Source organism: Tistrella sp., assembly GCF_002684955.1.
Classification (GTDB): domain Bacteria; phylum Pseudomonadota; class Alphaproteobacteria; order Tistrellales; family Tistrellaceae; genus Tistrella; species Tistrella mobilis.
Map to the genome: position 1 here is coordinate 15,641 of NZ_NYWI01000005.1, position 13,087 is coordinate 28,727.

12 protein-coding genes are annotated in these 13,087 nt (G+C 66.8%); 8 read left to right on the forward strand and 4 right to left on the reverse strand.

Features of this window, described 5'->3' with window-relative positions:
* Positions 1–15: 15 nt before the first annotated feature.
* From CMO28_RS01110 to CMO28_RS01125, 4 genes are all read right to left on the reverse strand, one after another.
* On the reverse strand, positions 16–1,338 hold the full coding sequence (locus CMO28_RS01110) for a TRAP transporter large permease (protein ID WP_296708341.1): 1,323 nt from the start codon (positions 1,336–1,338) through the stop codon (positions 16–18).
* Positions 1,335–1,895 carry a TRAP transporter small permease subunit gene (locus CMO28_RS01115; RefSeq protein WP_296708344.1) on the reverse strand — a complete coding sequence of 187 codons (561 nt, stop codon included), beginning with the start codon at positions 1,893–1,895 and terminating at the stop codon, positions 1,335–1,337. Before CMO28_RS01115 ends, CMO28_RS01110 begins: the two co-directional genes overlap by 4 nt.
* Entirely contained in the window at positions 1,895–2,998 is a 1,104-nt protein-coding gene (locus CMO28_RS01120; protein WP_296708346.1) for a C4-dicarboxylate TRAP transporter substrate-binding protein, read from the reverse strand. Before CMO28_RS01120 ends, CMO28_RS01115 begins: the two co-directional genes overlap by 1 nt.
* A 120-nt stretch (positions 2,999–3,118) precedes the next feature.
* Positions 3,119–3,850 carry an FCD domain-containing protein gene (locus CMO28_RS01125; RefSeq protein WP_062768495.1) on the reverse strand — a complete coding sequence of 244 codons (732 nt, stop codon included), beginning with the start codon at positions 3,848–3,850 and terminating at the stop codon, positions 3,119–3,121.
* Between the two features lie 241 nt (positions 3,851–4,091).
* On the opposite strand from CMO28_RS01125, the gene CMO28_RS01130 reads away from it, so the two are divergent.
* The 8 genes from CMO28_RS01130 to CMO28_RS01165 all read left to right on the forward strand — a co-directional run bounded on the left by CMO28_RS01130 (position 4,092) and on the right by CMO28_RS01165 (position 13,077).
* Entirely contained in the window at positions 4,092–4,868 is a 777-nt protein-coding gene (locus CMO28_RS01130) for a cyclase family protein (protein WP_296708352.1), read from the forward strand.
* A gap of 51 nt (positions 4,869–4,919) precedes the next feature.
* Complete coding sequence (locus CMO28_RS01135) at positions 4,920–5,939, forward strand: fumarylacetoacetate hydrolase family protein (protein WP_296708355.1); 1,020 nt, start codon at positions 4,920–4,922, stop codon at positions 5,937–5,939.
* A 311-nt stretch (positions 5,940–6,250) separates the two neighbouring features.
* Positions 6,251–7,006 (forward strand): ABC transporter ATP-binding protein, encoded by a 756-nt coding sequence (locus tag CMO28_RS01140; RefSeq protein ID WP_062768487.1) that lies wholly within the window; start codon positions 6,251–6,253, stop codon positions 7,004–7,006.
* Complete coding sequence (locus CMO28_RS01145) at positions 6,999–7,736, forward strand: ABC transporter ATP-binding protein (RefSeq protein WP_296708363.1); 738 nt, start codon at positions 6,999–7,001, stop codon at positions 7,734–7,736. The genes CMO28_RS01140 and CMO28_RS01145 overlap by 8 nt, the downstream gene beginning before the upstream one ends.
* Before the next feature lie 300 nt (positions 7,737–8,036).
* On the forward strand, positions 8,037–9,257 hold the full coding sequence (locus tag CMO28_RS01150; protein ID WP_296708366.1) for an ABC transporter substrate-binding protein: 1,221 nt from the start codon (positions 8,037–8,039) through the stop codon (positions 9,255–9,257).
* 60 nt (positions 9,258–9,317) lie between these two features.
* Entirely contained in the window at positions 9,318–10,205 is an 888-nt protein-coding gene (locus CMO28_RS01155) for a branched-chain amino acid ABC transporter permease (RefSeq protein WP_296708367.1), read from the forward strand.
* A gap of 4 nt (positions 10,206–10,209) precedes the next feature.
* Positions 10,210–11,193 carry a branched-chain amino acid ABC transporter permease gene (locus CMO28_RS01160; protein WP_323755048.1) on the forward strand — a complete coding sequence of 328 codons (984 nt, stop codon included), beginning with the start codon at positions 10,210–10,212 and terminating at the stop codon, positions 11,191–11,193.
* A 201-nt stretch (positions 11,194–11,394) separates the two neighbouring features.
* Positions 11,395–13,077 carry a methyl-accepting chemotaxis protein gene (locus tag CMO28_RS01165; RefSeq protein ID WP_296708370.1) on the forward strand — a complete coding sequence of 561 codons (1,683 nt, stop codon included), beginning with the start codon at positions 11,395–11,397 and terminating at the stop codon, positions 13,075–13,077.
* Positions 13,078–13,087 lie beyond the last annotated feature (10 nt).

Here is a 13,087-nt window from a genome sequence, read left to right on the forward strand (position 1 = left end):
GCCGCGCGGGTGGCATCACCACCCGACCGGCGCGATCGCGATTGCCGGCATCAGGCTGATCAGCAGGATTACCAGCAGCATCAGCATGGCGAAGGGCAAGGCGCCGGCGAAGACGTCGCCCAGCGTGATGCGCGGGTCATCGAGCGTGGAGCGGATGACGAAGACCGAGAGGCCGAGAGGCGGGGTCAGCAGCCCCACCTCGACGGCGATCACCGTCACCACGCCGAACCAGACCAGGTTCATGCCGAAGCCGTCGACCACCGGCAGGGCCAGCGGCACCAGGATCAGCAGGATGGAACTGGAATCGAGGATGGTGCCGAGCAGAACCGCGATGGCGACATAGACCACCAGGAAGCCCACCGGGCCGAGCCCGGCATCGGCGAAGAGCGCGCCCATCGCCTCGGGCACGCCGGTCAGCGCCAGCATGCGGCTGTAGAGCGAGGCCGCGATGATCAGCAGCGAGATCGAGGCCGTGACATGGCCGGTCTCCACCAGCACCTTCCAGAACCCCCGGGCATCCAGCCGCTTGCGGGCGACCGCGACCAGCAACGCGCCGGCAGCGCCCACCGCACCGGCCTCGGTGGGAGTGAAGAGCCCGCCATAGATGCCGCCCAGCACCAGGGCGATCAACCCGACCAGGGGCGCGCCTTCGGCGAAGACATTGCCGGGACGGTCGCGGCGGGCGGCGGCTGCGGCCTGGGCCGCCGCCAGCGGCTGCACCCGGTCGGGGCGGAAGCGGGCGAGCAGCACGATATAGATACCGAAGACCAGCGCCATCAGCAGCCCCGGGCCGATGCCGGCCAGGAACATGTCGCCCACCGACTGTTCGGCGACGACGGCATAGAGGATCAGCAGCAGGCTGGGCGGGATAAGCATGCCGAGCACCGACGAGCCCGCCACGACGCCCACCGCAAAGCGCGGCAGATAGCCGAGGCGCATCATCTCGGGCACCGCCACCTTGGTGAAGACCGCGGCCGAGGCGATCGAGATGCCGGTGACCGCGGCGAAGGCGGCATTGGCGCCGACGGTCGCCACCCCCATGCCACCGCGCAGCCGGCCGACCACCCGATCGGCCAGACGGAAGGCATCGCGCCCCAGATCCGAGACGCCGACCAGATAGCCCATCAGCACGAAAAGCGGCACCACGCCGAAGACATAGCTGTCGATCGAATCCAGCGCCGCCTGGGCGATGGCGGCGGCGGCGACCGACCAGCGGCCGCGGACTTCCCAGATCGCCAGCAGCGACACCAGACCGAGGGCGACCGAGACATGCATGCCCGCCCAGATCAACAGCAGCAGCGCCAGGATCGACAGCAGGCCGATTTCGAGACCGGTCATGACCGCCCCCCTGCGACACGGCGTGCGGCCGCGGCCGCGAGGATCAGATAAAGGCCGATGACCAGCACGGAGCCCGCGATCATCAGCGCCCGGATCGGCCAGACCGGCAGGGTGAAGTCTCCCGCAGCGCCGACATAGTCGCCGGCTTCGATCGCCCGCAGCAGCCGGGGCCAGAGCGCCCAGGCGAGGATGGCGAAGAAGGCGGCGCCCGCCAGATGATGAACGACATCCAGCGCCGCCGCCGCTCGCGGCCGGGCTGCCGCCAGCCGGTCGAGCAGCGCATCGGACCGGGTGAAGCGCCCCGAGGCGAGCGCGTGGCCCGCCTGGAGGAAGACGATGCCGACGATGGAGAGCCCGACGAATTCGGGCACGCCCCTGAGCGGTGCGGCAAAGGCCGCACGGCCCAGGACGTCGGCATTGACCAGCACCATCATCACCAGGATCCAGGCGGTGCCGACGGCGCTGGCAAGGGCCGCGACCCGGCCGAGCGGCCCGGTGCGCGGCGCCGCGGCGGGCGTCTCCACCCGCCCCGGCCCGCTCATGCCGGGTCCTGCCATCACTCGCGGTCCCAGTTGCGCGGCAGCTGAACGCCGGCCGCACGCAGGCCATCCAGATAGCCCTGGACCACCGCCTTTGCCGGAACGCCCTTGGCTTCAAGTTCCGCCGCCCATTCCTTCGAAACATTGGGCAGGGCATCCGCCCAGCGCTTGCGCTCGGCCGGCGAGAGTTCGGTGATGGTGGCACCACCATCCTGCATGGTCTTGAACGAGGCGTTCACCCGCGCGACCTGGGCCTTGGCGAAGGTGTCGGCATAGATCGCCGCCTCGGCGGTCATGGCATCCTTCACCGGCTGGGGCAGATCGGCCCAGACATCGGCATTGATGCTGATCGCACCGGCGAACTGGGCGCCGATATTGACCTTGGTGATATAGGGCGCCACCTCGTGCAGCTTGGCCGCCGCGGCGGCGGTCGCGAAGGTCAGCGTGCCCTCGTACACCCCGGTCTTGATGTCGTTGTAATAGGTCTGCAGATTGCCGGCGACGGCGACCGCGCCGGTGCCCTTCAGCCAGTTCGCCGCCGGGCCGGGGGCGGCGATCTTGCGGCCCTTCAGATCGTCGATCGACTTGACCGGGAAGTTGGTGAACAGGTGATAGCTGTCGAGCGAGGCACCGGCGAGCGGAATCTGGCCGTAGCGGCTCCATTCCTGGTCCATCTCGGGCACGCGCTTCGACACGGCCGTGACGGTCTGGGTCACCAGGAACAGGTTGTCGGTGGTGAACGGCACCATATAGGTGACGTTGTGCAGGGGCATCTTGGCAGCTTCGAACAGCGTGCCGACGAAGCCCATATCCGAGATGCCCTCTTCGATCGCCTCAAGCTCGCTGCCGATCTTGGCGACAGTGCCGCCATAGGCCTCGGTCCACTCGATGCGATACTGATCGCCGCCATCCTTCAGGCGCTTGTTGACGCCGGGGATGAAGGTCTCGCTCAGGGTCTTGACCCAGAGGAAGGCCGGCGGATGGCCGGCCGTCACCGTGATCGGGATGGTTTCGGCGGCGGTGGCCGGTGCCACCGGCAGCACCAGGGCACCGAGCCCCATGACAGCCAGCGCTGCCGTCAGGCCGCGGCGAAGGCCGCGGGCCGGAGCGGTAATGGTCATCTGTCGTTTCCTCCCAGGAGGAGCCCGTCATTGCAGAGGCCGCCGTCTCCGGTGGGCTCGGTCGCCACGGCATCCTGAAGGCCGCGATCGGTGCCGGCGCCGGCGGGTGGTGGAACAGGATCAGCTGCCCGATGCCTCCATGCGCACAAGTTCGGCATCGAGCAGGTCGGCGGTGATGGCGATGTGTTCTTCCAGCACCCCCACCGCCCGGTCGGGATCGCGGGCGAGCACCGCATCCCTCAACAGGTCGTGTTCGGCCGACACCTCTTCCGCCCGGAAGGGGCCGGCAAGCATCAGCCGCCGATAGCGTTCGGCCTTGTCGTAAAGCAACGCCCGGAAGCCCTTGAGCGCATTGAGCGGACAGGCGGAGACCAGGGCCGCATGGAAGGCGCGATGCCGCTCTTCCCAGGCGGCCCAGCCGGCATCGTCGCCCGCCCCCAGATGGCGCTCGGTCGCCCGGCGCAGCAAATGGTGGCTGGTGACGATCTCCGCCTCCCAGTCGTCGCCGCCGCAGGCGATGGCGAGCCGCAGTGCCGCCCCCTCGATGATCTGCCGCGACCGGGTGATGTCGACGAGATCCGCCCGGCTGACCGGCGCCACCCGAAAGCCGCGCTGACCCGAGAACGAGACCAGCCCGTCGGCCGCCAGCCGCGACAGCGCCTCGCGCAGCGGGCTCAACCCCACGCCATAGCGGGCACGCATGCTGCCCAGATGCAGCTTGGTGTCGGGCTTGAGGGCGCCTGCCACGATGTCCTGACGGATGCGCTCCAGCGCCTCCAGCGACAGGGTCGCGGCACGCGCGCCGTCGGGCAGCAGGGCATCCTCCGGCAGGTCGGGCAGGGTATCGGCCATGGGCGGCCTCCGGCTGAGTGGCGAGGGGTGTTCGGGGCAGCTCTTCAGGGGCGTGTTCTGAGCGGATGTTTTGCTGCGACACGATATTGCGCCGCAAAATCGATCTCAGACCATCATACATCGTTCTGACTCGAAATTTCGATTTTTTTATGCAGGATCGATGAAGCGCCGCGCTATGATGCCGGCAACCAGAGGTTCGCCGCATAAGCGGACCCCATGATCCCTGAGGAGGATGACATCCATGGCCCGCCGCTTCGTCGATCTGTCGATCATGCTGGAGAACGGGGTCCGCTCGGATCCGCCCGGCTTCGAGCCCAAGATCACTTATATGAACCACGAGCAGACGCCCGCGCAGATCACCGCCTTCTTTCCCGGGCTGAAGCCCGAGGATCTGCCCGACGGCGAGGGCTGGGCGGTGGAGCAGGTGAACCTGATCACCCATAACGGCACGCATCTGGATGCGCCCTATCACTTCGCCTCGACCATGAACAAGGGCGAGCGGGCGATCACCATCGACGAGGTGCCGCTGGACTGGTGCTTCCGCCCGGGCGTGAAGCTGGATTTCCGCCATCTGCCCGACGGCCATGTCGTCACCGCCGCCGAGGTCGAGGCCGAACTGGCCCGCATCGGCCACACGCTTCAGCCCTTCGACATCGTGATGGTCAACCCCCGCGCCGGCAGCCGCTACGGCCAGGACGACTATGTCGATGCCGGTTGCGGCATGGGCCGCGAGGCGACGCTCTATCTGCTGGAGCGCGGCGTGCGGGTCACCGGCACCGATGCCTGGAGCTGGGACGCCCCCTTCACCCATACCCGCGAGAAATATCTGGAAACCGGTGATGCCGGGCTGATCTGGGAAGGCCATCGCGCCGGCCGCGACATCGGCTACTGCCATCTGGAGAAGCTGCACAACCTGGAATCCGTGCCGGCCACCGGCTTCACCGTCGCCTGTTTCCCCGTGAAGATCCGCGGCGCCTCGGCGGGCTGGACCCGGGCGGTGGCGATCTTCGACGACTGATCCCGCCGCCCCGCTCCATCCCCTCCTCCCCATTCTTCACGGATCCTGCCGATGAAACTGCTCACCTTCGTGCCGGGCGCCGGCGCCTTTGAAACCGCGCCGGGCGAGGCCCGCCGCATCGGCGCGCTGATGGCCGATGGCGGTCGCGTGCTCGACCTCACCACCGCAGCCACCGCCCGCATGGGCGCCGATGCCGGGTTTGCCGCCTCGATGCTCGCCCTGATCGATGCCGGCGCCGACGGGCTCGGCCGCGCGGCCGAGCTGCTCGCCGAAGCCGAGCGCGGCGGCGCGGCGGCGGGCGCAGTGGTCGCGCTCGATGCGATCTCGTTCCGCAGCCCCCTGCCCCGGCCGCGCCAGATGCGCGACTGCCTGGTCTTCGAAACCCATCTGATCCAGGCCATGGAAGGCGGCCGTCGCCTGCTGGCCGGGCTGAAGGGCACCACGCCCGAGGCGCTGGGCCTGCCGCCCGTCACCGTGCCGCAGGTCTGGTACGAGCAGCCGATCTATTACAAGGCGAACCGGTTCAGCGTCATCGGCCATGAACAGCCGGTGCGCTGGCCAAGCCATTCGAAGCTGATGGATTACGAACTCGAACTGGGGATCGTGCTCGCCAAAGGCGGCCGCGACATCCCGGCCGCGACCGCGCATGACCACATCTTCGGCTATACGATCTTCAACGACATGACCGCCCGCGACACCCAGTTCACCGAAATGCAGGGCAGTCTGGGGCCGGCGAAGGGCAAGGATTTCGACACCGGCAACATCATCGGTCCCTGGATCGTCACCGCCGACGAGATGACCGATCCCTACGCCCTCGGCATGCGGGTGCGCGTCAATGGCGAGCTGCGGGGCGAGGGCTCCAGCGCCTCCATGCAGCACCGGTTCGACCGGATTCTCGCCCATATTTCGCGGGATGAGACCCTGCATGCCGGTGAATTCATCGGCTCGGGCACGGTCGGCAATGGCTGCGGCATCGAAACCGGCCAACTCCTTGATCCGGGTGACGTCGTCGAACTGGAAATCGACGGCATCGGGCGGCTCCGGAACCGCATCACACCACCTCGGGTTTGATGCGTGGCGTCCGCGTTCACGCAGGAGGCGCCAACCTCCCCCGGGGGCGCAAATCGTGGAACGCGGACGCCTTGACCGCCTTGCGGAATTCCGATAAGACTTGCGACATAAAATATAATTACAAAAAGAACACAGGGACCCGATCCTCGCTGCGACCGGACGCTGTCTCCCGAAACACCCGGTCAACGCGCGCTCATCTAGGGGAGGAGTGAGCCGTCCGTGAACACACGGGGTCGTGCACGCACACGCAGGCCGAAGGTCTGCGCGATGGCGTTGCCGTGCCGCATGTGGGCGTGGACGCTTACAGATGCATGGCTCAGGACATCATCATCGAGACGAAGGGACTGACCAAGGAGTTCAAGGGCTTCACGGCGGTCAGCAATGTCGACCTTCAGGTGCGGCGCGGAACCATCCACGCCCTGATCGGTCCGAACGGGGCAGGTAAGACCACCTGCTTCAACCTGATCACCAAGTTCCTGATCCCCACCTCGGGTCAGATTCTCTATGACGGCCAGGATATCACCAGCGAGCAGCCGGCCGCGATCGCGCGCCGGGGCATGGTGCGGTCGTTCCAGATTTCCGCCGTCTTCCCGCATCTGACGGTGCGCGAGAACGTGCGGATCGCCCTGCAGCACAAACTCGGCAACTCCTTCCATTTCTGGCGCTCCGACCGGGTGCTGAACGGCCTGCACGATCGTGCGGACGAGCTGCTGTCGGATGTCGGCCTGGAAGGCTATGGCGAGGCCATCACCGCCGAGCTGCCCTATGGCCGCAAGCGTGCGCTCGAAATCGCGACCACGCTGGCGCTGGAGCCCAAGGTTCTGCTGCTGGACGAGCCGATGGCGGGCATGGCGCACGAAGACGTGGGCCGCATCGCCGAGCTGATCAAGCGCGTGGCTAAGGGCCGGACGGTGCTGATGGTGGAGCACAATCTCAAGGTCGTGGCGAACCTGTCGGACACGATCACCGTGCTTCAGCGCGGTGCGATCCTGGCCCAGGGCACCTATGCCGAGGTGTCCGAGAACCCCGAAGTCGTTCAGGCCTATATGGGAACCGGTCATGGCTGAGCCCGCCCGCAAGATGGCCGCCACGTCGGCCGCCCCCCTTCTCACCGTCCGCGATCTCAACGCCTGGTACGGCGAGAGCCACGTGCTGCACGGCATCAATGTCGACGTCAATCCGGGCGAGGTGGTCACCCTGCTCGGCCGCAACGGCGCCGGCAAGACCACGACGCTCAAATGCATCATGGGCATCGTGCGCAGCCGCAAGGGCAGCATCACCTTCGAGGGCCGCGCGACCATCGGCATGTCCTCGAACCAGATCGCCCGCGCCGGCATCGCTTTCTGCCCGGAAGAGCGCGCGATCTTCTCCAGCCTCGACGTGATCGAGAACCTGATGCTGCCGCCGGTGATCAAACAGGGCGGCATGTCGGTGGAGGAGGTCTTCGGCCTGTTCCCGCGCCTGAAAGAGCGCGGCAGCAGCCAGGGCACCAAGCTTTCGGGTGGTGAGCAGCAGATGCTCGCCATCGCTCGCATCCTGCGCACCGGCGCCAATCTGCTGCTGCTCGACGAGCCGACCGAAGGTCTGGCGCCGGTCATCGTGCAGCAGATCGGCGAGATCATCCGCGCCCTGAAGGCGAAAGGCTTCACCATCGTTCTGGTGGAGCAGAACTTTCATTTCGCCTCGACGGTTGCGGATCGGCATTATGTGGTCGAGGAAGGTCATGTGGTCGACATGCTGACCGCTGACGACATCGCGACCAGCCAGGACAAGCTCAAGCAGTATCTCGGCGTCTGACCGGCGCCGGGGCCGGGCCTGTCCCGGCACGACTCTCGGCGTCACGCTTGTGGCGTCGGGCCAGAGAAGGTCGCGGCGGCGCGCCTCCGGAACGTGACGGACCCATTCAGAAGGTCCGCCGGTCCGATCGGGGCCCTGTCTCCCGCCAAGAGTCCGCACGCGGCGTTCGCGCCCGCGCCCGGCCGGTTCCAGGACCGATGCCGGCCGGGCCGGACCGGTTGCACGTGACCCGACCTCAACTGTCCCGCGAACGTAATCACCGCCTCAGGCAGAAGACCTCAGGGGAGGAGTTTTCAAGCCATGACGTTCAAGTTGACCCTCGCAGCCGTCACGGCCGCCGTCGTCGCCGCCTTCTCGGCCGGCGCAGCGCAGGCCGAGATCACCGACAATGTGGTGCGCATCGGCGTGCTGAACGACCAGTCGGGCATCTATACCGACCTGTCGGGCCCCGGCGGCGTGGATGCGGCCCGGATGGCGATCGAGGATTTCGGCGACACCGTCGCCGGCGCCAAGATCGAGCTGGTCTCGGCCGATCACCAGAACAAGCCCGATATCGGCTCCAACATCGCGAACCAGTGGTATGACCGCGATGGCGTCGATGCGATCTTCGACGTGCCCACCTCGTCCGTGGCCCTGGCGGTGCAGAACATCGCCAAGGAAAAGGGCAAGGTGATGATCGACCACGGTGCGGCCACCTCGGACCTCACCGGCAAGGCCTGCTCGCCGACCGGCATCCACTGGACTTACGACACCTATGCGCTCGCCAACGGCACCGGCCGCGCGCTGGTCGAACAGGGCGCCAAGAAGTGGTACTTCATCACCGCCGACTATGCCTTCGGCCACGCGCTGGAGCGTGACACCTCCAACGCCGTCACCGCCGCGGGCGGCGAAGTCGTGGGCACCGTGCGCTCGCCCTTCCCGTCGACCGACTTCTCGTCCTTCCTGCTCCAGGCTCAGGGCTCGGGCGCGGACGTGATCGGCCTGGCCAATGCCGGCGGCGACACCGTCAACTCGATCAAGCAGGCGGCCGAATTCGGCATCACCCAGGGCGGCCAGAAGCTGGCCTCGCTGCTGGTCTTCCTGTCCGACGTGCACTCGCTCGGCCTTGAAGTCTCGCAGGGCCTGGTGCTCACCACCGGCTTCTACTGGGATCTGAACGACGAGACCCGCGCCTTCGCCAAGCGGTTCGGCGAGCGCAATGGCGGCAAGATGCCGACCATGGTCCAGGCCGGCATCTATTCCTCGGTCATGCACTATCTGAAGGCGGTCGAAGCGACCAAGTCGGATGACGGCAAGACCGTGGTCGATCAGATGAAGAAGACCCCGGTCAACGACTTCTTCGCCAAGGGCGGCACCATCCGCGAGGACGGCCGCATGGTCCACGACATGTATCTGATGCAGATCAAGTCGCCGGCGGAGTCGAAGGGCCCCTACGACTATTACAAGCTGCTCGCCACCATCCCGGGCGACCAGGCCTTCCGTCCGATGGACAAGGGCGAATGCCCGCTGGTCGCGAAGTGATCAGCCTTTGAACAACCGTCACCCATCACATCCGACGCCGACACGAGGGGCACATCCTTCATGATGGAATTGATCGGCATTCCGCCGCAGGTCCTCTTCGGCCAGCTGCTTCTCGGGCTGATCAACGGCGCCTTCTACGCCATGCTCAGCCTGGGCCTGGCCCTTATCTTCGGCCTGCTCAACATCATCAACTTCTCCCACGGCGCCCAGTACATGATGGGCGCATTCGTGGCGTGGCTGGTGCTGCAGTACGCCGGGATCGGGTACTGGGCCGCCCTGATCATCTCCCCCATCATCGTCGGTTTGTTCGGCGTGGTGCTTGAACGGTTGTTGATCCGCCGGCTCTATAACCTCGATCATCTTTACGGGCTGCTGCTTACCTTCGGCCTCGCACTGGTGATCGAGGGCTTCTTCCGCCAGCTCTACGGCATCTCGGGTCAGCCCTATGCCATCCCGGCGGCGCTGCAGGGCGGCACCAATCTGGGCTTCATGTTCCTGCCCACCTATCGGGCCTGGATCCTGATCGCCTCGCTTGCCGTCTGCATCGCGACCTGGGCGATCATCGAAAAGACCCGGCTCGGCGCCTATCTGCGCGCCGCGACCGAGAACCCGACCATGGTGCAGGCCTTCGGCATCAACGTGCCGCTGCTCATCACTCTCACCTACGGCTTCGGCGTGGCGCTGGCCGCCTTCGCCGGCGTCATGGCCGCCCCTGCCTACCAGGTCAGCCCGCTGATGGGCTCCAACCTCATCATCATCGTGTTCGCGGTGGTGGTCATCGGCGGCATGGGCTCGATCATGGGTGCGGTGGTGACCGGCTTCGGCCTGGGCCTGCTCGAAGGCCTGACCAAGGTCTTCTACCCCGAAGCCTCCAGCACCGTGATCTTCGTGGTCATGGCCATCGTGCTCCTCATCAAGCCTGCGGGCCTGTTCGGAAAGGCGGCGTGATCCCATGAGCGTCAATACCGTTCCCGCTGCCCGCAGCACCCGCGGCCAGAAGGCCGCCGGCCTCACCATGATCGGCGTCGCAATCGCGATCCTGGTCGGCCTCGCGGCCCCGCATGTCATCTACCCCGTCTTCCTGATGAAGGCGCTGTGCTTCGCGCTCTTCGCCTCGGGCTTCAACCTGCTGCTGGGCTATGTCGGCCTGCTCAGCTTCGGCCATGCCGCCTATTTCGGCTTCGCCGCCTATATCTGCGGCCATGTGGTCAAGGTCTGGGGGCTGTCGCCGGAAATCGGCATCCTGCTCGGCACGCTCACCGGCGCCGGGCTCGGCCTGGTCATCGGCGGGCTCGCCATCCGGCGCCAGGGCATCTACTTCGCCATGGTGACGCTGGCCTTTGCCCAGATGGTCTTCTTCCTGGCGCTGCAGGCACCGTTCACCGGCGGTGAGGACGGCATCCAGGGCATCCCGCGCGGCATGCTGTTCGGCCTGATCAGCCTGCATGACGACATGACCATGTACTACGTCGTCTTTGCGATCTTCGTGCTCGGCCTGCTGTTCATCCATCGCGTGATCCATTCGCCCTTCGGCCAGACCCTGAAGGCGATCCGCGAAAACGAGCAGCGCGCGATCTCGCTCGGCTACGACGTCAACCGCTACAAGCTGCTGGCCTTCGTGCTGTCCTCGGCCATTGCCGGCCTGGCCGGCTCGACCAAGGCGCTGGTCTTCCAGATCGCCACGCTCACCGACGTGCACTGGCACGCCTCGGGCGAGGTGGTGCTGATGACCCTGCTCGGCGGTGTCGGCACCGTCTTCGGCCCCACCGTCGGCGCCTTCCTGGTCACCGGCATCCAGAACTATTTCGCGCAGGTCGGTGCCTGGGTGACCATCATCCAGGGCGGGATCTTCGTGGCCTGCGTGCTGCTGTTCCGCCGCGGCATCGTCGGCGAATACCTGGCCTTCATGGAACGGCGTCGCAGCCGCAAATCCTGATCGACACAGCCATCATCGATGGCCATTGCGAAAGCCGCCATACCCTCAGGGGCATGGCGGCTTTTTCGCGTGATGTTAACCATACAGCGCGCCGGACTCACATTTTGGCAATAAATTTCAACCATTGATTAATGGGAGGGGTTTAGACTCCCCCGATCCGGCGCCCTTCCCGGGCCCCGAGGTTTTCCGGAGTTCCGGACGATGCAGAACCTCTCGACCGGTGCCAAACTTGGCATCCTGCTGATCGCCGCGCTGCTCGGCGTGACGGCAACCATCTATCTCTCCCTCACCACCCTGCGCGAGACCCTCTACGCCGACCGCCAGGATAAGCTGCAGGCTCTGGTCGAAATGGGCGTATCCATCGTCTCGGCCGAGATCACGCGCGCTGAGGCCACCGGCGGCGATCGGGCGGCAGCGATCCGGACAGGGCTCGCGCTCCTGGAGCCCGTACGCTATGACGATGCCGAGGAATATCTGTCGGCAATCGACATGACCGGCGTCATGCTCATGAACGGCAAATTCCCGTCCGTCGTCGGCCGCAACATGATCGGCGCAAAGGACAGCAATGGCGTCGCCTATGTGCAGGATGCCATCAAGGTCGCCACCACCACCGGACAGGGCGCCTTCGCCTATCTCTGGCCCCGCCAGCAGGGCGGCGAACCGGAGCCCAAGCTCTCCTTCATCCAGCGCGTGCCCGGGACCGATATCGGCGTGATCACCGGTGTCTATACCGGTGATATCGAGGCTGCCTTCCAGGCCCAGGCCCTGCGCCTGGGTGGCATCGCCGCGGCGGCGGCGCTGGTGCTGGGGCTGCTGGCCGTGCTGGTGATCCGCTCCACCGTGCCGCCGCTGAAGGCCGTTACCCGCGGGTTGGAGCGTCTGGCCCAGGGCGAACGGAGCATCGATCTGAAGGGGGCCGGGCGACGCGACGAGATCGGCGCGATCGTCCGCGCCTTCGGCGTGGTCCGGGAGGGGCTGGCCGCCGCCGACGAACTGACCCGCCAGCGCGAGGCCGAACAGGCGGCCCGGCTGGAGCGGAGCCACCGGGTCGACGAATTGACCGGCCGCTTCGACGACGATGCCCGCCAGTCCCTGTCGGTGGTGCTGGATGCTGCCCGCGCCATGGAACGGGCGGCCGCCGAGCTGACCGAGGCCGCAGACCAGGCCGGCCGCCAGGCCGATACCATGGTCGGCGCCGCCAACCAGGCCGATGCCAATGTCCAGACCATCGCCGCGGCGGCGGAAGAGCTGTCGACCTCTACCGAAGACATCGCCCGCCGGGTGACCCAGGCCGCCGACATCGCCGCACGGGCCACCGAAGAGGCGCGGCGCACCACCGAAATCGTGCGCGGCCTGTCGGATACCGGCGACCGGATCGGCGAGGTGGTGGTGCTGATCGATGCCATTGCCGACCAGACCAATCTTCTGGCGCTGAATGCCACCATCGAGGCGGCGCGGGCGGGCGATGCCGGCAAGGGCTTCGCGGTCGTCGCCTCGGAAGTGAAGAATCTGGCAAGCCAGACCGGCCGCGCCACCGAAGACATCTCGCGCCAGATCGGCGCCGTACAGGAAGAAACCCGCCGGGCAGTCACCGCCATCGACGGCATTGCGAAGATCATCAGCTCGATCAGCGAGATTGCCGGCGACATCGCCGCCGCGGTGCAGGAACAGGGCGCCGGAACCCTGTCCATCGCCCGCAGCACCCAGGCCGCCGCCCAGGCGACGGAAGCGGTGACCGGCAGCATCGCCGCGGTCGGCACCGCCGCGAACCAGACGGGTGCCACGGCCGGCACGGTGCGGGATGCCGCCGGGCGGCTCAATCGTCAGGCCGATGATCTGAAGCAGGTGGTCGATCGCTTCCTCGGCGATATTCGCGCCGCGTGAAACCCGCCCC

Excerpts from the sequence above, each read along its gene's own strand:
- CMO28_RS01110 (WP_296708341.1), bottom strand. The coding sequence starts at position 1,338 with ATGACCGGTCTCGAAATCGGCCTGCTGTCGATCCTGGCGCTGCTGCTG.
- CMO28_RS01115 (WP_296708344.1), bottom strand. The coding sequence starts at position 1,895 with ATGGCAGGACCCGGCATGAGCGGGCCGGGGCGGGTGGAGACGCCCGCC.
- CMO28_RS01120 (WP_296708346.1), bottom strand. The coding sequence starts at position 2,998 with ATGACCATTACCGCTCCGGCCCGCGGCCTTCGCCGCGGCCTGACGGCA.
- CMO28_RS01125 (WP_062768495.1), bottom strand. The coding sequence starts at position 3,850 with ATGGCCGATACCCTGCCCGACCTGCCGGAGGATGCCCTGCTGCCCGAC.
- CMO28_RS01130 (WP_296708352.1), top strand. The coding sequence starts at position 4,092 with ATGGCCCGCCGCTTCGTCGATCTGTCGATCATGCTGGAGAACGGGGTC.
- CMO28_RS01135 (WP_296708355.1), top strand. The coding sequence starts at position 4,920 with ATGAAACTGCTCACCTTCGTGCCGGGCGCCGGCGCCTTTGAAACCGCG.
- CMO28_RS01140 (WP_062768487.1), top strand. The coding sequence starts at position 6,251 with ATGGCTCAGGACATCATCATCGAGACGAAGGGACTGACCAAGGAGTTC.
- CMO28_RS01145 (WP_296708363.1), top strand. The coding sequence starts at position 6,999 with ATGGCTGAGCCCGCCCGCAAGATGGCCGCCACGTCGGCCGCCCCCCTT.
- CMO28_RS01150 (WP_296708366.1), top strand. The coding sequence starts at position 8,037 with ATGACGTTCAAGTTGACCCTCGCAGCCGTCACGGCCGCCGTCGTCGCC.
- CMO28_RS01155 (WP_296708367.1), top strand. The coding sequence starts at position 9,318 with ATGATGGAATTGATCGGCATTCCGCCGCAGGTCCTCTTCGGCCAGCTG.
- CMO28_RS01160 (WP_323755048.1), top strand. The coding sequence starts at position 10,210 with ATGAGCGTCAATACCGTTCCCGCTGCCCGCAGCACCCGCGGCCAGAAG.
- CMO28_RS01165 (WP_296708370.1), top strand. The coding sequence starts at position 11,395 with ATGCAGAACCTCTCGACCGGTGCCAAACTTGGCATCCTGCTGATCGCC.